Here is an 18,373-nt window from a genome sequence, read left to right as displayed (position 1 = left end):
CGCTGCCGCCGCTTTCCTCGGCTTTCATTGCTTGTTACCATCGTCGTTCAGAGCGCCTTCTAGAGGCGCGAAAGCCGACAGGGCGATGCACCATGCAGGAGCCGTTCTTGACCGAAGCCAGGCGAGCTCCGGTGGGCATGACCGCCCGCCTGGAGAGGCTGCCGGAGCGGTCGCAAGGCCCTGGCGATGATGATGATGATCCCGGCCCGCTCGCCCTTCTGTCCGGTGACGCAAGGTCCGAGCTTGCGCTCTCCCCGATCGGCCGGCTTGCCCGCCGCGGAGCCGTCGCCTGGGACAGGGAGGTCGCCTTTGGCCATGCCTTCCTGCTCGTGCCCGTCTGCCTTGGCGTCGGCGCTGTCGCCTGGTTCACAGCGCGGACGACACCGCATTTTCTGGCCGTCATCCTCGCCCTTGCGGTCCTCGTGCCGTCTGCGATCTATGCCTGGAGCCGCAACCGCACCCTCTACCACGCGCTTGCCGCCCTGGCGCTGATGGCGACCGGCATGCTGCTGGCCGATTTGGAGACAGCCAGGCGGTCCACCGTGCTGATCGACACGCCCGTCACCACCTGGATCACCGGCCGGGTCGAGGCGCGCGAGCCGGATGGCGCCGGGCGTTGGCGCTATGTCGTGAAGCTGGATGCGACGCGGGATCCGGTCCTGAAGCGTCCGCCCTCCCGCGCGGCACTTCTCGCCAGAAGCGCCCATCAGCCGCTTGTGCTGGGCCAGGCCATATCGGGCCGGGCCCGGCTGCAGCCGCCCTCCGGTCCGGCCCTGCCGGGCCTCACCGATTTCGCCTTCGGATCCTATTTTTCCGGCATTGGCGCCATCGGCTATTTCTATGGGCCGCCGCAGGCCGTTGCCGCTCCGTCGCTCGAGCAGCCCGGCTGGCTGACGGCGGCCGAAACACGCCTGTCGATGCTGCGCGGTAACGTGACCTTGCGGATCCGTAGCGTCATCCCCGGCGATGCCGGCGCCTTTGCCGCCGCCATCGTCACCGGCGAACGGCGCGGCCTGTCGGAGGAGACCAACGAAGCGCTGCGCATGGCGGGCCTGTTCCACATCATCTCGATTTCCGGCCTGCATATGGCGCTGGCCGGCGGCCTGTTCTTCGTCGGCCTGCGATTTCTGCTCAGCCTGTCCGGCGCGTTGGCGGAGGCCTATCCGATCAAGAAGATCGCGGCCGCCGGCGCGCTCTTGACGACGACCGGCTATTTCCTGATCTCCGGCTATCAGGTGACCGCCCAGCGCGCCTTCCTGATGATGGCGATCATGCTCTGCGCGGCCTTTGTCGATCGCCCCGTGATCAGCATGCGCAACGCCGCCGTCGCCGCGATCATCGTGATTGCCATATCGCCCTCGCAGATCCTCGGCCCGAGCTTTCAGATGTCCTTTGCCGCCACTGCGGCACTGATTGCCGGCTATGCCGCCTGGCGGCGCCGGCCGCGCTTTGACACCGCCCTGGCAAACCTTCCCGGAGCGCGCCTTGCAAAACCCGTGGCGACGCTGTTCGGCGGCATCATCCTGACATCGCTGATCGGCGGGCTCTCGACCTCGATCTTCGCGCTGTCGCATTTCCATCGGATCGGCGCCCACAGCATCGAGGCCAATCTCGCCGCCATGCCGATCATGTCGCTGCTCGTCATGCCGGCCGGGCTTATCGGCATGCTTCTGATGCCCTTCGGTCTCGACGCCGTTCCTTTGAAAATCATGGGCTTCGGCCTCGACATGGTGATCGCCGTCGCACGCTACGTGGCCGGCTGGGGCGGCGAAGTGGCAACCGGCCGGCTCTCTCAAGGATTCCTGCCGCTGGCTTCCGCCGGCCTGATTGTGCTGACGCTGCTCGGCTCCAACCTCCGTCATCTCGGCACGGCCTGCCTGGTGATGGCATTCGCCTGGGAGTTTCTGACGCCACCGGCTCGCCCGCCGGACATTGTCATTGCCGAAGACGGCCGGCTCGTCGGCCTGCTGCAGGACGGGGTGATGGCCACCAACCGCCGCCGCCCGCCGGACTTCATCTATCAACAATGGCAGACGGCGCTCAGCATCGCCGAGTATGTCGCGCCAATCCCTGTCGAACCGAAAGGATTCGTGCCGGCGGCCTTGCGTCCCGCCACCATGCCTTCGCCCAGCGACCCCCCATCCCGGGAGCGCCCAGTCGGTGCGCCGTCGACCTCCAAACCGCCATCCAGCGACAGCATCCGGGCGCCGCCTCTCACAAAAGCCGATCGCGACGCCGCCCTGACAGCCGCCCGCGCCGCCATGGCCGAGATGATCGGCAAAACCGAATCCGGCCGGTTTGCCTGCATCGACAAGGCCTGGTGCGTCGCGCGCACCGCAAGCGGCTGGCGTATCGCGGCCGTCGAACACTACGCCTATGTTGGAATGGCCTGTGACATGGCCGATCTCGTCATTTCAGCGCAAAGGCCAAGCTTCACCCAGTGCCGCTCCGGCGCCCGGCTGATCACCGTCGAAACGCTGCGCCGCACCGGCTCACTGGAACTCGTGCTCGGCGATCCGCCGTCCCGAACCTTTGAGCAAAGGGCCGCACTTACGCTTTCCGATCGGCCATGGTCGGTCCATCGCCGCTACGACTGGCGAACCGACGCCTATCTCGATGTCGCGCCGCCGTATCGCCCAAGACCCGTCAGTGATAGCGGCGGATAAGACCCACCAGCTTGCCCTGGATCTTCACCCGGTCGGGGCCAAAAATCCGGGTCTCATAGGCCGGGTTTGCCGCTTCCAGCGCAATCGACGCGCCGCGGCGGCGGAAGCGCTTCAGCGTGGCTTCCTCGTCGTCGACCAGCGCCACGACGATGTCGCCGGGATTGGCATTGCTGGCATTGCGGATGATCACGGTATCGCCGTCGAGAATGCCGGCCTCGATCATCGAATCGCCCTTGACCTCCAGCGCGTAATGTTCGCCGGACCCCAGCATTTCGGACGGCACCGAAATATCGTGCGTATTGTTCTGGATCGCCGAGATCGGCACGCCGGCGGCGATCCGGCCCATCATCGGCACCGAAGTCGAACGGGATGGCTCGTCGGCACTGCTCTTCTGCGGTACGGCGGCAACCGGCGGGATCTTGCCGAGGCTGCCCTCGATGACGCTCGGCGAAAAACCGCGGCGCGGCTGAAGGCTGGGTGTATAGGCTTCCGGCAGCCGGATGACCTCCAGCGCCCGGGCCCGGTTCGGCAGGCGGCGGATGAAGCCGCGCTCCTCGAGCGCCGTGATCAGCCGGTGAATGCCCGATTTCGACGCCAGGTCCAGCGCATCCTTCATCTCGTCGAAGGACGGCGGAACGCCTGACTCCTTCATCCGCTCGTGAATGAACAGCAGCAGTTCCTGTTGTTTGCGCGTCAGCATCTGGCCAAATCCCCGAATTTTGTGAAACAAATCCAGAACATACACTATATGTTCCATTTGTGTTCTGCAAGTCCCTAATTTGCGGTGAATCCATGCCCTCAACGCCACGGTGGCGGAAAATCGGGATTTTGGCGCATTGCCAGGCACCTCGGCGTCGCCATCATATTTCGCAGCACCGCTGTCCTGTGCTACGTCCCGGATTGCGGCTTCTCCTCTCTGGCGGCGGAGCCGTTTTCGGAGGCCGGCGGATAGCGCCGTGTCCGCATTTTGTCCTTGTGCTGCGAGGCATCCATGGATTTCGAATCGCTGTGCTGGTTATTTGCCGCGGCCCTCACACTGCATAACCTGGAGGAGGCGGTCTATCTTCCGGCCTGGACGCGGTCGGCGCCCACTTGGTTCGCCAAAGCGGGAGCCTTCGAGTTCCGCCTGGCGGCTGCCTTTCTGACCGTGCTGGGCTATGGCGCGGCGCTGCTGGTCAGTACCGGCAGTGGGGTGGCACTCTATTTTCTCTGCGGTTATGCCCTGGCGATGCTGATGAACGTCTTGGTTCCGCATGTCGTCCTTACGCTCTGGCAGCAGCGTTATATGCCGGGGACGGCGACGGCGGTGCTCTTTATCCTGCCGGCAGCCGCACTTCTGTTGCAAGCCGCCATCGACGAGGACCGCATATCGCTCTCGGTGTTCGTCTGGTCCGGACCGGCCACCGCTCTCGGTCTGGCCCTGAGCCTGCCGTTGCTGTTTGTCGGCGGACGCCGCCTTCGCTTTGTGGGCGCGCGTCTTTGGTCCGGCTTGCAAGCGGCGGCAATATCGCGCAAATCTGGCGGATAACAGCGAGGGTTTCAAACATGACATTGCCCGCCAGTGAACGGCGCCCGCTCGATCATCTGGTCCTGCCGGTGAAAACGCTTGCCGAGGCCAGGGCGCGGCTGGCGGCGCTCGGCTTCACCGTCGCCCCGGAGGCGCGCCACCCCTTCGGCACCGAGAATGCCTGCGTCTTTCTGGCGAGCGGTACCTATCTGGAGCCTTTGGCCGTCGCCAGTCTCAAGGAGTGCCAGGCGGCGGTGGAGCAGGGCAATGTCTTCGTGGCGCGCGACCAGGCGTTTCGCCTTCGCCATGCCGAAGGTCTTTTGGCCATTGTCGGGCAGACGGCAGATGCCGGGCTCGATCATGCCCGTTTTGTGGAAAACGGCCTGTCGGGCGGCGATATGCTGGCATTTGAGCGGCCCGTACTGCAAGCCGATGGGCAAACCGCGCAAGCCGGGTTCAGGCTCGCTTTTTCAGCCGATCCGCAGTCGCCCGATTTTTTCCTGTTTACCTGCCAGCGTGTCCGGCCGCTGACGGTCGACAGGGCGGCCCTGGAGCGCCACGACAACGGCGCTCTGGCGATCACCTCGGTGATCTTGACGGCAGACGACCCGGCCTCCCATCTTCCCTGGCTGCGGGTGGTGCTCGGCGAGGGCTGGGCCGAAGCACGGCCGTACGGCGTTGCCTTTTCGACGGCAGCAGCGCAGATCGAAATCGTCGATGCGGCCGGCTTGCAGGCCATGACCGGCCTGCCGGAGCGGCCGGCTGCCGAGGGCCTGTCGGGGGCTGCGGTCGTGTTTGGCGTTGCAGATCTGCAGGTGACAGAGCGCCTGCTGGCTGATAAGGGCGTGGCCACTATCCGTCGGCAAAGCCGCCTGATCGTACCGCATCAGGCCGGGCAGGGCGCGCTCTATCTATTCCAGGAGGTTTCATGAGCAATTCGACCAATTCCACCGTCACCACAGGCGACGGCGCCACCAAGGTCTCCTTTTCCAACAGCGCCCGCTTTTCGCTGATTGCCGGCCCGTGCCAGATGGAAAGCCGCGATCATGCCTTCATGATGGCCGGCGCCTTGAAGGAAATCTGCGACAAGCTCGACATTGGCCTGGTCTACAAATCGTCCTACGACAAGGCCAACCGCACCTCGCTGTCGGCCGGCCGTGGCATCGGCCTTGAAAAGGCGCTGGAAGTCTTTGCCGACCTGAAGAAGGAATACGGCTTCCCGGTTCTGACCGACGTGCACACCGAAGAGCATTGCGCCGCCGTGGCGCCGGTCGTCGACGTCCTGCAGATCCCGGCCTTTTTGTGCCGCCAGACCGACCTGCTGGTCGCCGCCGCCAAGACCGGCCGCGCCATCAACGTCAAGAAGGGCCAGTTCCTGGCGCCCTGGGACATGAAGAACGTCCTGCACAAGATCGTTGCCAGCGGCAATCCGAATGTCATGCTGTGCGAGCGTGGCGCGTGTTTCGGCTATAACACACTGGTCTCCGACATGCGCTCCCTGCCGATCATGGCCGCCATGGGCGCGCCGGTGATTTTCGACGCCACCCATTCGGTGCAGCAGCCGGGCGGCCAGGGCGGTTCGACCGGCGGACAGCGCGAATTCGTCGAAACCCTGTCGCGTGCGGCCGTCGCGGTCGGCGTGGCCGGCCTCTTCATCGAATCCCATCAGGATCCCGACAACGCGCCGTCGGACGGTCCGAACATGGTGGCGCTGAAGGACATGCCGCGGCTGCTCGAAAAGCTGCTGGCCTTCGACGCCATCACCAAGGCCGTCTGATTCGCGCTGCCACTCACTATAGTCACGGCTTCTACGCCGGCCTTCGGGCCGGCGTCTTGCGTTGAAGGGCACGGGCCGGCATCGGTTACAGGCTTCTGTCATATTGCCGCCATTGTATTTTCGCCATCTTCGATTAAGACAGGCCATCCTCAAGTCCCACAGAAGCAGGGAGGCCCCCATGACTGCGATCACTGACATCATCGGCCGAGAAATTCTCGACAGCCGCGGCAATCCGACCGTCGAGGTCGATGTTTATCTCGAAGACGGCAGCATGGGCCGTGCGGCCGTTCCCTCGGGCGCCTCGACCGGCGCCCACGAAGCCGTCGAGCTTCGCGATGGCGGAAAGCGCTACCATGGCAAGGGCGTCGAGAAGGCCGTCGAGGCGGTCAATACCGAACTGTTCGACGCCATCGGCGGACTGGACGCTGAAAACCAGATCCAGATCGACAATATCATGATGGAAATGGACGGCACGCCGAACAAGTCGCGCCTCGGCGCCAACGCCATTCTCGGCGTGTCGCTAGCGGTCGCCAAGGCGGCTGCCGAAGCCTCCGGCCTGCCGCTCTATCGCTATGTCGGCGGCCCGAACGCCCATGTCCTGCCGGTGCCGATGATGAACATCATCAACGGCGGCGCCCATGCCGACAACCCGATCGACTTCCAGGAATTCATGATCATGCCGGTCGGCGCCGACACCCTGCGCGACGCCGTGCGCATGGGCTCGGAAATCTTCCACGTCCTCAAAAAGGAACTGGCAGCCCAGGGCCACAACACCAATGTCGGCGACGAGGGCGGCTTTGCGCCAGGCCTGAAGAGCGCACCGGAAGCGCTTGATTTCATCATGAAGTCGGTCGAAAAAGCCGGCTACAAGCCCGGCGACGACGTCTGCCTGGCGCTCGACTGCGCCGCAACCGAGTTCTTCAAGGGCGGCAAATACGCCATGGAAGGCGAGGGCCGCACCCTCGAATCAGGCGCCATGGCCGAATACCTGGCCGAGCTGGTCGGCAAATATCCGATCATCTCGATCGAAGACGGCATGGCTGAAGACGATTGGGACGGCTGGAAGACGCTGACCGATCTGATCGGCGACAAGTGCCAGGTGGTCGGCGACGACCTGTTCGTCACCAACACCGCGCGCCTGCGCGACGGCATCAAGATGGGCGTCGCCAATTCGATCCTCGTCAAGGTCAACCAGATCGGTACGCTGACGGAAACGCTGGATGCCGTCGAAACGGCGCACAAGGCAGCCTATACCGCCGTCATGTCGCACCGCTCCGGCGAAACCGAGGATTCCATCATCGCCGATCTCGCGGTTGCCACCAACTGCGGCCAGATCAAGACCGGCTCCCTGTCGCGCTCGGACCGTCTGGCCAAGTACAACCAGCTGATCCGCATCGAGGAAATGCTTGGCCCCCAGGCCCGCTACGCCGGCATGTCGATCCTGCGCGGCTGATTATTGCCCGAGTATTCGCTTGTTTTTGCCCGCGCCTCTTGATCGAGGCGCGGGCTTTTTCATGCTTGCCCGCCTTGGTCAACGATCGGTTAAACAATCGACGCTACGGTGTGCTCATAGTTTTGCGTATTAGGGCATCTCAAGCATGTGGACTCGGCACCATAAAAAGAGAAAATTCGGTCGCCTTATTCTTCCAGCAGTCACCACGGCCTTTCTTGGCTATTTCGGCTATCACTCCGTGCATGGCGACTACGGCCTGCGCGCCGCCGAGACATTCGAGCAGCTGCGCAGTGCCCGCAGCGCCGAGCTCGCGTCGCTCGTTTCTCGCCGCAAGATGTTGGAAAAGCAGGTCGAATTGCTCAGCGACGGTTCGCTGGAGCGCGACATGATCGACGAAAAGGCGCGCTATCAGCTGAATGTTTCGCGTCCCGACGAGATTGTTATCTTCAATAGCTATTTCTAATTAACTGGAATTCAGTTAATCGACTAAAGTCGTTTACTTTCAAATGCATAACATGAATGGTTGCTATGCATTTATTGCATTGCCGACCGGTCCATTCTTGCATATGGTGTCGGCAACAAAAGAGTTAGATCTCAAGTCTCAGGGAGGGATATATGGCGCCGCGAAAATCCGCGACTGCTTCCAGCCGCAAGCCCACGGCCAAGTCTGCCAAGAAGGACCTCGTCGATGGTCTGATAGTTGAATTCGATCGGGACACCGAACTGAAGGCCTACCGCGAAATGCTGCTGATCCGCCGCTTCGAGGAAAAGGCCGGCCAGCTCTACGGCATGGGCTTCATCGGCGGCTTCTGTCACCTCTATATCGGCCAGGAAGCTGTCGTCGTCGGCATGCAGATGGCGCTGAAGGACGGCGACCAGGTCATCACCGGTTATCGCGACCACGGCCACATGCTGGCCACCGGCATGAGCGCCCGCGGCGTCATGGCGGAACTGACGGGGCGCAAGGGCGGCTATTCCAAGGGGAAGGGCGGCTCCATGCACATGTTCTCCAAGGAAAAGAATTTCTATGGCGGCCACGGCATCGTCGGCGCCCAGGTGTCGCTCGGAACGGGCCTCGCCTTTGCCAACCGCTATCGCGGCAATGACAATATTTCCGTCGCCTACTTTGGCGATGGCGCATCCAATCAGGGCCAGGTCTACGAAAGCTTCAACATGGCCGAGCTGTGGAAGCTGCCGGTCATCTACGTGATCGAGAACAACCGCTATGCTATGGGCACCTCGGTCTCGCGCGCCTCGGCCCAGACCAATTTCTCGCAGCGCGGCGCCTCGTTCAATATTCCCGGCCTGCAGGTCGACGGCATGGATGTGCGCGCCGTCCGCGCCGCGGGTGAACAGGCGGCCGACTATTGCCGCGCCGGCAAGGGTCCGGTCATCATCGAAATGATGACCTATCGTTATCGCGGCCATTCCATGTCGGATCCGGCCAAGTACCGGTCGAAGGACGAAGTGCAGAAGATGCGCTCCGAGCATGATCCGATCGAGCAGGTGCGGTTGCGGCTCCTGGAAAAGAGCTGGGCGACCGAGGACGAGTTGAAGGCAATCGACAAGGATGTCCGCGATATCGTCGCCGACAGCGCCGATTTTGCCCAGGCCGATCCGGAGCCGGATGTATCCGAGCTCTACACCGATATCCTGTTGTGATTGGGGAGCATTAGCCCATGTCCGTTCAAATTCTGATGCCCGCCCTGTCTCCGACCATGGAAGAGGGCACCCTGTCGAAATGGCTGAAAAAGGAAGGCGACAAGGTCGTCTCCGGCGACGTCATTGCCGAAATCGAAACCGACAAGGCCACCATGGAAGTGGAGGCCGTCGATGAAGGCGTGATCGGCAAGCTGCTGATCGAAGCCGGCACCGAAGGCGTCAAGGTCAACACGCCGATCGCCATCCTGCTGCAGGACGGCGAAAGCGCGTCTGATGCGGCCGCAGCCGCACCGAAGGCGGCAGAAGCCGCGGCACCCGCTGCCTCTGACGCAGCCGGCGGCAAGGCCCGCGAAGCGACCGACGAGCCGACCGCCACCAAGACGGCAACCGTCCCGGCAGCGCCGAAGATGGAGATTGCCTCCGACCCCGATATCCCGGCTGGCACCGAAATGGTGTCGATGACGGTGCGCGAAGCCCTTCGCGAAGCCATGGCCGAAGAAATGCGCGCCAATCCCGATGTCTTCATCATGGGTGAGGAAGTCGCCGAATATCAGGGCGCCTACAAGATCACGCAAGGCTTGCTGGCCGAATTCGGCGCACGCCGCGTCGTCGATACGCCGATCACCGAACACGGCTTTGCCGGCGTTGGCGTCGGTGCCGCCATGGCCGGTCTGCGTCCGATCGTCGAGTTCATGACCTTCAACTTCGCCATGCAGGCGATCGACCAGATCATCAATTCGGCCGCCAAGACCCTCTACATGTCGGGCGGCCAGATGGGCGCGCCGATCGTGTTCCGTGGTCCGAACGGCGCTGCGGCCCGCGTTGGTGCCCAGCACAGCCAGGACTATGCCGCCTGGTACAGCCAGATCCCCGGTCTGAAAGTCGTCGTGCCCTATACGGCCGCCGACGCCAAGGGTCTGCTGAAGGCGGCCATCCGCGATCCGAACCCGGTCATCTTCCTGGAAAACGAGATCCTCTACGGGCATTCGTTCGAAGTGCCGAAAATGGATGATTTCGTCCTGCCGATCGGCAAGGCGCGCATCCACAAAACAGGCAAGGACGCAACGATCGTCTCCTTCGGCATCGGCATGAACTATTCCGTCAAGGCGGCCGAAGAGCTTGCCAAGATCGGCATCGACGTCGAGATCATCGATCTGCGCACCATCCGTCCGATGGACCTGCCGACGGTGATCGAATCGGTCAAGAAAACCGGCCGTCTGGTCACCGTGGAAGAGGGCTATCCGCAGTCTTCCGTCGGCACCGAAATCGCCACCCGCGTCATGCAGCAGGCCTTCGACTATCTCGATGCGCCGATCCTGACGATTGCCGGCAAGGACGTTCCGATGCCTTATGCGGCCAACCTCGAAAAGCTCGCTCTGCCGAATGTCGGCGAAGTGGTCGAGGCGGTGAAAACCGTCTGCTACAAGTAAGGGATCCGGCTGATGCCGAAATCGTCTGTGAAGCAGATTCTTCCTGTTTCGGGTTCGTGGTTCAGGGTGATCGGAACGCGCGAACATCCCGTTCTCGAACGGATCGTCTTTTGGGCCTTGGTCAAGACCGAGGATACCGAAGTGATCGTCGGCGTTCCCCGAGAAGAGATCGGTGTGATCGGCGCGGTAGACGGTTGGCTCGAAAACGTAGCGGGATATATCGAAGTGCCTCCTGAGCAAGTCGCCGTGATCATGGAAAATCCGGAAGAACTTGCCCAGTATGAACTTGTGTGGGCGGAGGACTAACATGCCAATTAACATCACAATGCCCGCCCTCTCTCCCACCATGGAAGAGGGCAACCTGTCCAAGTGGCTGGTCAAGGAAGGCGATACCGTCAAGTCTGGCGATGTGATTGCCGAAATCGAGACCGACAAGGCGACCATGGAAGTGGAAGCCGTCGACGAAGGGATCGTCGCCAAGCTGGTCATTCCGGCCGGCACCGAAGGTGTCAAGGTCAATGCCCTGATCGCCATCCTGGCGGTCGATGGCGAGGATGTCGCGGCAGCGGCGTCGGGCAGCGGCGCTGCCGCTCCGGCCAAGGCTGACGCCGCTCCGGCAAAAGCTGACGCTGCGCCTGCCAAGGTCGAGTCTGCGGCCTCCACACCGGCACCTCAGGCGGCTCCTGCTGCTGCGGCACCGGCCAAGGCTGACGGCGAGCGCATTTTTGCCTCGCCGCTCGCCCGCCGCATCGCCAAGGAAGCGGGCATCGACCTGTCTGCCGTGTCGGGCTCCGGCCCCCATGGCCGCGTCGTCAAAAGCGATGTCGAAAAGGCGGTGTCGGGTGGCACCGCGAAACCGGCCAGCGCACCGGCTGCTGCCGCAGCACCTGCCTCTGCTGGGGCCGCTCCGGCTCCGAAGGGTGCTTCGGATGACGCCGTGCTCAAGCTGTTCGAGGAGGGCTCCTACGAGGTCCTGCCGCACGACGGCATGCGCAAGACCATCGCCGCCCGCCTCAGCGAATCGAACCAGACCGTTCCGTCCTATTTCGTCTCGATGGATTGCGAGATCGACGCGCTGTTGAAACTGCGGGCCGAGATCAACAAGGCCACGCCGATGCTGAAGACCGAGAAGGGCGAGGTTCCGGCCTACAAGCTCTCCGTCAACGATTTCGTCATCAAGGCGATGGCGCTGGCATTGCGCGACGTGCCGATGGCCAACGCCTCCTGGACCTCGACGGCCCGCATCAAGCACAAGCATTCCGACGTCGGCGTCGCCGTCTCGATCCCCGATGGACTGATTACCCCGATCATCCGCAAGGCCGAAACGAAAACCCTGTCGGTGATCTCCAACGAGATGAAGGATCTGGCACGGCGCGCCCGCGACAAGAAGCTGAAGCCCGATGAATACCAGGGCGGCACCACGGCGGTGTCGAACCTCGGCATGTTCGGCGTGTCGAACTTCACCTCGATCATCAACCCGCCGCACGCCTCGATCGTCTCGATCGGTGCGGGCGTGGAAAAGCCGGTGGTCAAGAGTGGCGAGATCAAGATCGCAACGGTGATGACGGCAACCTTCGCCTTCGACCACCGGGTGATCGACGGCGCGCTCGGCGCCGAACTCGCCGCCGCCTTCCAGCGGCATATCCAGAACCCGATGGGCATGCTGGTATAAGCGATCTTCCCTTCCCGGTTAGGGGAAGGGATTTCATTGTCTGCGACACCGTGCGCCGGATCGACATTTTGCCATCGGCTCTCCATATTTGTGAGATCAAGCGCAACGTGTGAAGGAGGTCTCGTATGGTGAATGAACCGGTCGATATGATCATGCCAATGCTGCGGGAAATGCGTGGTGAGATGCGGGAAATTCGCGGTGAGATGCGTGACATGCGTGGCGACATGCAAGAGATGAAGCAGCAGCTGGACAAGCTGGAGAGTGGCCAGAAGACCATTCGCCAGGCGCTGCAGGCGGACACAATGATGTCGAGGCTCGTGACAGGCGAGTTCGAAGATCGGATATTCGAGCTGGAGCGCAAGGTCGAAGCGCTGATCAAGGATAAGTGACGGGCATGGGTGGGCACGCTTTCTTTGCAGTGATGTCAGGGGCTGAGGGCTGATATGAAGTCCGTTCTTTGCTACGGCGACAGCCTCACCTGGGGATACGATCCGGTTAATCCGGGTCGTCATGCCTATGAGGACCGCTGGACGAGTGTTTTGCAGAAGGGGCTCGGCCACGGCGTCCGGGTGATTGCCGAGGGGCTGAACGGCCGCACCACCGCCTATGACGACCATCTCGCCGATTGCGAACGCAACGGCGTGAAGCTGCTGCCGAGCGTCTTGGAAACCCATGCGCCAATCGATCTGGTCATCCTGCTGCTCGGCACCAATGACATGAAACGCGGCATGGCCGGCACGGCGATTGCCGCGGCCAAGGGCATGGGACGTCTCGTCAAGCTCATCCGGCACCACGAATGGGGTTTCGACTACGATGCGCCGGAAATCCTGATCGTGGCACCGCCGGCGATCTGCGAGACCGCCAATGCGCCGTTTGCCGCGATGTTCAAGGGCAGCCTTGACGAATCGGCCATGCTGGCGAGCCTCTATCGGGATCTGGCCGACGAGACCGGCTGCGGCTTCTTCGATGCCGGATCGGTGGCCAGCACCACGCCGCTTGATGGCATCCATCTCGATGCCGACAACACCAGGGCGCTCGGCCGTGGCGTGGAGCCGGTGGTGCGTATGATGCTGGGCCTTTGACGTGACGGCGCCGGGTGTCGTGTCGCGCGTTCCGCTGCGCAATGCCACCCGAAGCGACGCTGCGGATCTGGCTCTGCTGGTCGACATTGCCTCCCATGGCTTTGCCTCCTGGCTCTGGCATGGTGCGGTGGCGATAGGCCTGGCCGATACGCCCCTGGAGCACGGGCGGTCGAAGCTGGCCGAGGATGGCGGCACGGGCGCATGGCAGGATGCGACGGTTGCCGAACTGCAGGGTGCGATTGCCGGGGCGGCGATCGGCTACCTACTGACCGACGCGGTGCGGGATCTGGAGGCGGGACATGCCGTGCTGGAGCCGATCATGTCCTTGCAGAAGCATGCGGTCGGCAGCTGGTTCGTCAGTACGCTGGCAGTCTATCGCCAGCAGCGGGGCAAGGGAGCGGGGCGTTACCTGCTTCTGGACCAGATGAGACAGGCAGATGGTGGGCCGGTCAGTCTGATCACCGAGAGCCACAACGAGATGGCGCAGACGTTTTATCGGCGCCATGGTTTTTCGGAAAGGGCACGTCTGGACGCCGTGCCGCTTTTCGAAAAGGCTAGGCGCCATGCCTGGGTGCTGATGGTCAACGACGGCCGCTGATGTCTGAGGAAATACAGGGTGCAAACCCACGGACGACGAGAAAAGTTGACTGAGATCAAGGAGTAAAGGGGTCAAGTGGTTAGGCTCATCGTATCGACCGACATGAAAGAGGAGATACGATATGTCGAACACCCCGCACCAACTGGCGGAAGAATTCCCCGAACATGCGGCCAAGATGCACGCCCTGAAAATGAGCGACACGCATTTCGCCAAGCTGTTTGAGGAATATCACGACGTCAACCGCGCCATTCACCGCGCGGAAACGGATGTGGAACCGGTCGGCGACACGCATATGGAAACGATGCGCAAGCAAAGAGTGGTTCTGAAGGACGAAATTTACGGGATGCTGACAAAGGCCTGACGGCTGCTGCTTCATCCCGAGGGTAAGGGGCCTGGCCGCAGTGCCAAGCCCTGAACCTGACCAAGAGGAGATGAAGGCAGTGTCCAACGCTTATGACGTCATCATTATCGGTTCCGGCCCCGGCGGTTACATCGCCGCCATTCGTGCCGCCCAGCTTGGCCTGAAGACCGCGATCGTCGAGCGCGAGCATCTGGCCGGCATCTGCTCGAACTGGGGCTGCATTCCGACCAAGGCGCTGCTGCGCTCGGCCGAAATCCTGCATTATGCCCAGCATCCCGGCGATTACGGCATCAAGATCGAAGGCGCTGTGACGCCGGACCTGAAGGCCATCGTCAAGCGGTCGCGCGGCATTGCCGAGCGCATGAACGGCGGCGTCGGGTTTCTGATGAAGAAGAACAAGGTCGATATCATCTGGGGCGAGGCAAAGCTCTCCAAGCCCGGTGAGATCGTTGTGTCCAAGACCACCAAGAAGATCGTCGAGCCGCAGGGGCCGATCCCGAAGAACACGCTGGGCGAGGGCACCTATACCGCCAAGCACATCATCATTGCCACCGGTGCCCGTCCGCGCGCACTGCCCGGCATCGAGCCGGATGGCAAGCTGATCTGGACCTATTTCGAGGCGATGAAGCCCGAAGAGATGCCGAAATCCCTGCTGGTCATGGGATCCGGCGCCATCGGCATCGAATTTGCCTCCTTCTACCGCACCATGGGCGTCGATGTGACCGTCGTTGAAGTGATGAAGCAGGTCATGCCGGTCGAGGATGCCGAGATCTCGGCCTTCGCCAAGAAGCAGTTCGACAAGCAGGGCATGAAGATCCTGCTCGAAGCCAAGGTATCGAAGGTCGAAAAGGGCGCCAATTCCATCACCGCCCATGTCGAGCTGAAGGACGGCACCATCCAGCAGATCACCGCCGACCGGATGATTTCGGCCGTCGGCGTGCAGGCCAATATCGAGAATATCGGCCTGGAGGCGCTCGGCGTGAAGACCGACCGCGGCTTCATCGCCATCGATGGCTACGGCAAGACCAATGTGCCCGGCATTTACGCGATTGGCGATGTCGCCGGTCCGCCGATGCTGGCCCACAAGGCCGAGCACGAGGCGGTCATCTGCATCGAGAAGCTGGCCGGCCTGCCGAATGTCCATCCGATGGACAAGGCAAAAATCCCCGGCTGCACCTATTGCCATCCCCAGGTCGCCTCGGTCGGCCTGACAGAGGCGAAGGCCAAGGAACAGGGCCGCGACATCCGCGTCGGCCGTTTCCCCTTCGTCGCCAACGGTAAGGCAATTGCGCTGGGCGAAGACCAGGGCATGGTCAAGACGATCTTTGACAAAAAGACCGGCGAACTGCTGGGCGCCCATCTGGTTGGCGCCGAAGTCACCGAACTGATCCAGGGGTTCGTGATCGCCATGAACCTCGAGACCACGGAAGAGGATCTGATGCACACCATCTTCCCGCATCCGACCATTTCCGAGACCCTCAAGGAAAGCGTTCTGGACGCCTATGGCCGGGCGCTCAACGCCTAAGGCCAGTTGCGACACCCCATTCCGCCGCCTATATAGGCGGCGGGGTTTCAACCGAAGGAGCGGATCGTGACGGGATTTCAAATTGGCTGGTTTCTGACGATCATCATGGGCGGCCTTGCTGGCTGGCTTGCCGGCAAGTTCATGAATGTGCGCTTCGGCATCCTGATGAACATTCTTATCGGCATCGTCGGTGCGGTCGTCGCTTCGGCCATCTTCCGTCGCTTAGGCATCGGCGTCGAAGGCGACTGGCTCGGCTATCTGATCACCAGTTTCGTCGGGGCCAGCATTCTGCTGTTCGTCGTCAAGCTGGTACGGCGCTAAAGCATGTCGCCCGAAAGTGGGCACCGGTTTCGGGATGACGACATGCGACAAGACAGAGAGATAAAGCGTGACGAGCGAATCTGAAAGATCGCGAGACGCTTTAGAACAAGGATCCGCGCTCTGACGGCGGATAGACGGGTATTGCTACCATGGTAACCATCCTCGACAGGACCAATCTCGACGAAAAGCGCGTGCGCCATCCGGAAAAGGCCCACAAGCCCGATACCGAAGTGCTGCGCAAGCCGGAATGGATCCGGGTGCGAGCGCCGACCTCCAAGGGTTATGCCGAGACCCGCGACCTGGTGCGCAGCCACAAGCTGGTCACCGTCTGCGAAGAGGCCGGCTGCCCAAATATCGGCGAGTGCTGGGACAAGAAGCACGCCACCTTCATGATCATGGGCGAGATCTGTACCCGCGCCTGCGCCTTCTGCAATGTCGCCACCGGCAAGCCAAACGCGCTTGACATGGCCGAGCCGGAGAATGTTGCCAAGGCTGTCAAACAGATGGGCCTGATGCATGTCGTCATCACCTCGGTCGACCGCGACGATCTGCCAGATGGCGGCGCTGAGCATTTCGAAAAGGTCATATGGGCGATCCGCGCCGCCTCGCCGGAGACGACGATCGAAATCCTGACGCCCGACTTCCTGAAGAAGCCCGGCGCGCTGGAGCGGGTCGTTGCCGCCAAGCCGGATGTCTTCAATCACAATCTGGAAACCGTGCCGGGCAACTATCTGACGGTTCGCCCGGGCGCCCGTTATTTCCACTCGATCCGGCTGCTGCAGCGGGTCAAGGAACTCGACCCGACCATGTTCACCAAATCCGGCATCATGGTCGGTCTTGGCGAGGAGCGGAACCAGGTCCTGCAGCTGATGGACGACCTGCGCACCGCCGACGTCGATTTCATGACCATCGGCCAATATCTGCAGCCGACCCGCAAGCACCACAAGGTCGAGCGTTTCGTCACCCCGGAAGAATTCAAGTCCTATGAGGATATCGCCTATACCAAGGGCTTCCTGATGGTCGCCTCCAGCCCGCTGACCCGCTCGTCTCATCATGCCGGCGACGACTTTGCGCGGCTGAAGGCCAACCGGGAAAAGCTGCAAGCGGGGCGGTGATGCACGGGGCTCTGTCTGCGGCTTGTCATTCATGATAAAGGGTTTCAAGGACAAGCGGACGGAGCAACTGTTCCTCACCAGCAAGGCCCGAGGGTTGCCGACGGAGATCGTTGATCGTGCCCGGCGCAAGTTGATGATGCTGAACGCCGCGAATTCGTTGGACGATCTACGGGTGCCGCCGAGCAATAGACTGGAATTGCTGAAGGCCGAACGCGCCGGCCAGCATTCCATTCGTATCAACGACCAGTGGCGGATTTGCTTCCGTTGGCTGGATGGCGATGCGCTTGATGTCGAAATTTGCGACTACCACTGAGGAACCGCATGTTGCACACTCCCCAAGATGCCATTCATCCCGGACAGATACTGAGAGAAGAGTTTCTGGCGGATTACGGGCTAACCCTTGAGAAGGTGGCGGCCGATACCGGGATCGATCCTCTAGAACTTGCCGCCGTTTATCAAAGCTCCGCACCTGTGACTGCTGAAATGGCGTTGCGCCTGTCGCGCTATTTCTCCAATAGCCCGGAATTCTGGCTCAATCTGCAGCGGACCTATGACCTTTCGCTCGCCCTGAAAACGGCGCAGGGGTTGGACAAGATATCGCCGGTTCGCGCAGCTTGAGACAGCCAGGCGAGATGCCAAAATTCGTTTCCATCTCTACCGCCGCCGAACAGCTGCGCTCGGCCAACCGTATCCTCGTGATCGGCTGCTCCGGCAGCGGCAAGAGCACGCTGTCGCAAAAGCTGTGCCGACGGCTAGGCCTCCCTTATATCTCGATGGACCGCGACGTCTTCTGGCTCGCCGGTTGGAAGATGCGGCCGCGTGCGGAAATCGTCGAGCGCATGAAAGCCTTCGTGGCCGGCGAGCGATGGCTCATCGATGGCAACAGTCCCGGCACATTGCCGATCCGCCTGCAGCGGACCGAGTTCGTCGTCTGGCTGCGGCCGCCGCGCTGGGTTTCCGTCTATGGCATCCTGTCGCGCTGGATACGTTATCGCGGGCAGACAAGGCCCGAACAGGCGGAGGGGTGCCCGGAGAAAATGGACTGGCCGTTCTTCCGTTATGTGTGGAACTTCGAGAAGACGGAGGTGCCGGAGATTTTAGGGCATTTGGATGCTGCAGGGGCGGAATTGCCGGTTCTGGTGTTGAAATCCCATGCAGAAAGCCACCGGCTACTTGCCATTCTCGATCGCGGTCATTAGCTGAG

Annotated in this window: 21 protein-coding genes; 20 read left to right on the top strand and 1 reads right to left on the bottom strand. The window is 62.1% G+C overall.

Annotated elements, in window-relative coordinates; translation table 11 throughout:
* Window positions 1-107: 107 nt before the first annotated feature.
* A complete protein-coding gene (locus tag HGO38_RS15150) occupies window positions 108-2,666 on the top strand; it encodes a ComEC/Rec2 family competence protein (protein WP_250956730.1) in 2,559 nt (852 codons plus the stop codon).
* Here the strand turns inward: HGO38_RS15150 and lexA are convergent.
* Window positions 2,647-3,366, bottom strand: coding sequence for a transcriptional repressor LexA (lexA, locus tag HGO38_RS15145; protein ID WP_250956729.1), 720 nt, complete (start codon window positions 3,364-3,366; stop codon window positions 2,647-2,649). The genes HGO38_RS15150 and lexA overlap by 20 nt on opposite strands.
* A gap of 291 nt (window positions 3,367-3,657) precedes the next feature.
* Here lexA and HGO38_RS15140 point away from each other — a divergent pair, with 291 nt between their 5' ends.
* The 19 genes from HGO38_RS15140 to HGO38_RS15050 all read left to right on the top strand — a co-directional run bounded on the left by HGO38_RS15140 (window position 3,658) and on the right by HGO38_RS15050 (window position 18,368).
* On the top strand, window positions 3,658-4,194 hold the full coding sequence (locus HGO38_RS15140; protein ID WP_250956728.1) for an HXXEE domain-containing protein: 537 nt from the start codon (window positions 3,658-3,660) through the stop codon (window positions 4,192-4,194).
* A gap of 17 nt (window positions 4,195-4,211) precedes the next feature.
* Complete coding sequence (locus HGO38_RS15135; RefSeq protein WP_250956727.1) at window positions 4,212-5,105, top strand: VOC family protein; 894 nt, start codon at window positions 4,212-4,214, stop codon at window positions 5,103-5,105.
* The gene (gene kdsA, locus HGO38_RS15130) at window positions 5,102-5,950 is read left to right on the top strand and encodes a 3-deoxy-8-phosphooctulonate synthase (protein ID WP_250956726.1); all 849 of its coding nucleotides are present in this window, start codon (window positions 5,102-5,104) and stop codon (window positions 5,948-5,950) included. The genes HGO38_RS15135 and kdsA overlap by 4 nt, the downstream gene beginning before the upstream one ends.
* Before the next feature lie 178 nt (window positions 5,951-6,128).
* Complete coding sequence (gene eno / locus HGO38_RS15125; protein ID WP_250956725.1) at window positions 6,129-7,403, top strand: phosphopyruvate hydratase; 1,275 nt, start codon at window positions 6,129-6,131, stop codon at window positions 7,401-7,403.
* 145 nt (window positions 7,404-7,548) lie between these two features.
* Window positions 7,549-7,866 (top strand): FtsB family cell division protein, encoded by a 318-nt coding sequence (locus tag HGO38_RS15120; protein WP_168474176.1) that lies wholly within the window; start codon window positions 7,549-7,551, stop codon window positions 7,864-7,866.
* Window positions 7,867-8,018: 152 nt separating this feature from the next.
* Window positions 8,019-9,065 (top strand): pyruvate dehydrogenase (acetyl-transferring) E1 component subunit alpha, encoded by a 1,047-nt coding sequence (gene pdhA, locus HGO38_RS15115; RefSeq protein WP_250956724.1) that lies wholly within the window; start codon window positions 8,019-8,021, stop codon window positions 9,063-9,065.
* Window positions 9,066-9,082: 17 nt separating this feature from the next.
* Window positions 9,083-10,495: a pyruvate dehydrogenase complex E1 component subunit beta gene (locus HGO38_RS15110; RefSeq protein WP_250956723.1), complete on the top strand. Its 1,413-nt coding sequence runs from the start codon at window positions 9,083-9,085 to the stop codon at window positions 10,493-10,495.
* A gap of 12 nt (window positions 10,496-10,507) precedes the next feature.
* On the top strand, window positions 10,508-10,801 hold the full coding sequence (locus tag HGO38_RS15105; RefSeq protein WP_250956722.1) for a hypothetical protein: 294 nt from the start codon (window positions 10,508-10,510) through the stop codon (window positions 10,799-10,801).
* A gap of 1 nt (window position 10,802) precedes the next feature.
* The gene (locus HGO38_RS15100) at window positions 10,803-12,167 is read left to right on the top strand and encodes a pyruvate dehydrogenase complex dihydrolipoamide acetyltransferase (protein ID WP_250956721.1); all 1,365 of its coding nucleotides are present in this window, start codon (window positions 10,803-10,805) and stop codon (window positions 12,165-12,167) included.
* Between the two features lie 125 nt (window positions 12,168-12,292).
* A complete protein-coding gene (locus tag HGO38_RS15095) occupies window positions 12,293-12,556 on the top strand; it encodes a hypothetical protein (RefSeq protein ID WP_250956720.1) in 264 nt (87 codons plus the stop codon).
* Between the two features lie 54 nt (window positions 12,557-12,610).
* Complete coding sequence (locus HGO38_RS15090) at window positions 12,611-13,249, top strand: SGNH/GDSL hydrolase family protein (RefSeq protein ID WP_250956719.1); 639 nt, start codon at window positions 12,611-12,613, stop codon at window positions 13,247-13,249.
* Window position 13,250: 1 nt separating this feature from the next.
* Window positions 13,251-13,847 (top strand): GNAT family N-acetyltransferase, encoded by a 597-nt coding sequence (locus tag HGO38_RS15085; protein ID WP_250956718.1) that lies wholly within the window; start codon window positions 13,251-13,253, stop codon window positions 13,845-13,847.
* A gap of 121 nt (window positions 13,848-13,968) precedes the next feature.
* Window positions 13,969-14,208, top strand: a complete 240-nt coding sequence (locus HGO38_RS15080) for an HP1242/YdcH family protein (RefSeq protein WP_250956717.1) — start codon at window positions 13,969-13,971, stop codon at window positions 14,206-14,208.
* Between the two features lie 79 nt (window positions 14,209-14,287).
* Window positions 14,288-15,733 (top strand): dihydrolipoyl dehydrogenase, encoded by a 1,446-nt coding sequence (gene lpdA, locus HGO38_RS15075; protein ID WP_250956716.1) that lies wholly within the window; start codon window positions 14,288-14,290, stop codon window positions 15,731-15,733.
* 105 nt (window positions 15,734-15,838) lie between these two features.
* Window positions 15,839-16,054, top strand: coding sequence for a GlsB/YeaQ/YmgE family stress response membrane protein (locus HGO38_RS15070; RefSeq protein ID WP_250956846.1), 216 nt, complete (start codon window positions 15,839-15,841; stop codon window positions 16,052-16,054).
* A 149-nt stretch (window positions 16,055-16,203) separates the two neighbouring features.
* Window positions 16,204-17,169 carry a lipoyl synthase gene (gene lipA / locus HGO38_RS15065; RefSeq protein WP_168474166.1) on the top strand — a complete coding sequence of 322 codons (966 nt, stop codon included), beginning with the start codon at window positions 16,204-16,206 and terminating at the stop codon, window positions 17,167-17,169.
* 31 nt (window positions 17,170-17,200) lie between these two features.
* Window positions 17,201-17,482: a type II toxin-antitoxin system RelE/ParE family toxin gene (locus tag HGO38_RS15060; RefSeq protein ID WP_250956715.1), complete on the top strand. Its 282-nt coding sequence runs from the start codon at window positions 17,201-17,203 to the stop codon at window positions 17,480-17,482.
* An 8-nt stretch (window positions 17,483-17,490) separates the two neighbouring features.
* Complete coding sequence (locus HGO38_RS15055) at window positions 17,491-17,787, top strand: HigA family addiction module antitoxin (RefSeq protein WP_250956714.1); 297 nt, start codon at window positions 17,491-17,493, stop codon at window positions 17,785-17,787.
* A 14-nt stretch (window positions 17,788-17,801) separates the two neighbouring features.
* Complete coding sequence (locus HGO38_RS15050; RefSeq protein WP_250956713.1) at window positions 17,802-18,368, top strand: P-loop NTPase family protein; 567 nt, start codon at window positions 17,802-17,804, stop codon at window positions 18,366-18,368.
* Window positions 18,369-18,373: the final 5 nt, after the last annotated feature.

This window comes from Rhizobium sp. CG5, from assembly GCF_023701945.1.
Lineage (GTDB): Bacteria > Pseudomonadota > Alphaproteobacteria > Rhizobiales > Rhizobiaceae > Allorhizobium.
The sequence above is the reverse complement of the archived record's forward strand: the minus strand, read 5'-3'. Positions and strand labels throughout refer to the sequence as shown.

Coding starts and splice junctions, on each gene's coding strand:
- pdhA (WP_250956724.1), top strand. CDS start 8,019: ATGGCGCCGCGAAAATCCGCGACTGCTTCCAGCCGCAAGCCCACGGCC.
- lipA (WP_168474166.1), top strand. CDS start 16,204: ATGGTAACCATCCTCGACAGGACCAATCTCGACGAAAAGCGCGTGCGC.
- HGO38_RS15100 (WP_250956721.1), top strand. CDS start 10,803: ATGCCAATTAACATCACAATGCCCGCCCTCTCTCCCACCATGGAAGAG.
- HGO38_RS15095 (WP_250956720.1), top strand. CDS start 12,293: ATGGTGAATGAACCGGTCGATATGATCATGCCAATGCTGCGGGAAATG.
- HGO38_RS15135 (WP_250956727.1), top strand. CDS start 4,212: ATGACATTGCCCGCCAGTGAACGGCGCCCGCTCGATCATCTGGTCCTG.
- HGO38_RS15140 (WP_250956728.1), top strand. CDS start 3,658: ATGGATTTCGAATCGCTGTGCTGGTTATTTGCCGCGGCCCTCACACTG.
- HGO38_RS15050 (WP_250956713.1), top strand. CDS start 17,802: ATGCCAAAATTCGTTTCCATCTCTACCGCCGCCGAACAGCTGCGCTCG.
- kdsA (WP_250956726.1), top strand. CDS start 5,102: ATGAGCAATTCGACCAATTCCACCGTCACCACAGGCGACGGCGCCACC.
- eno (WP_250956725.1), top strand. CDS start 6,129: ATGACTGCGATCACTGACATCATCGGCCGAGAAATTCTCGACAGCCGC.
- HGO38_RS15060 (WP_250956715.1), top strand. CDS start 17,201: ATGATAAAGGGTTTCAAGGACAAGCGGACGGAGCAACTGTTCCTCACC.
- HGO38_RS15105 (WP_250956722.1), top strand. CDS start 10,508: ATGCCGAAATCGTCTGTGAAGCAGATTCTTCCTGTTTCGGGTTCGTGG.
- HGO38_RS15055 (WP_250956714.1), top strand. CDS start 17,491: ATGTTGCACACTCCCCAAGATGCCATTCATCCCGGACAGATACTGAGA.
- HGO38_RS15070 (WP_250956846.1), top strand. CDS start 15,839: ATGGGCGGCCTTGCTGGCTGGCTTGCCGGCAAGTTCATGAATGTGCGC.
- HGO38_RS15090 (WP_250956719.1), top strand. CDS start 12,611: ATGAAGTCCGTTCTTTGCTACGGCGACAGCCTCACCTGGGGATACGAT.
- HGO38_RS15080 (WP_250956717.1), top strand. CDS start 13,969: ATGTCGAACACCCCGCACCAACTGGCGGAAGAATTCCCCGAACATGCG.
- HGO38_RS15110 (WP_250956723.1), top strand. CDS start 9,083: ATGTCCGTTCAAATTCTGATGCCCGCCCTGTCTCCGACCATGGAAGAG.
- lexA (WP_250956729.1), bottom strand. CDS start 3,366: ATGCTGACGCGCAAACAACAGGAACTGCTGCTGTTCATTCACGAGCGG.
- HGO38_RS15120 (WP_168474176.1), top strand. CDS start 7,549: ATGTGGACTCGGCACCATAAAAAGAGAAAATTCGGTCGCCTTATTCTT.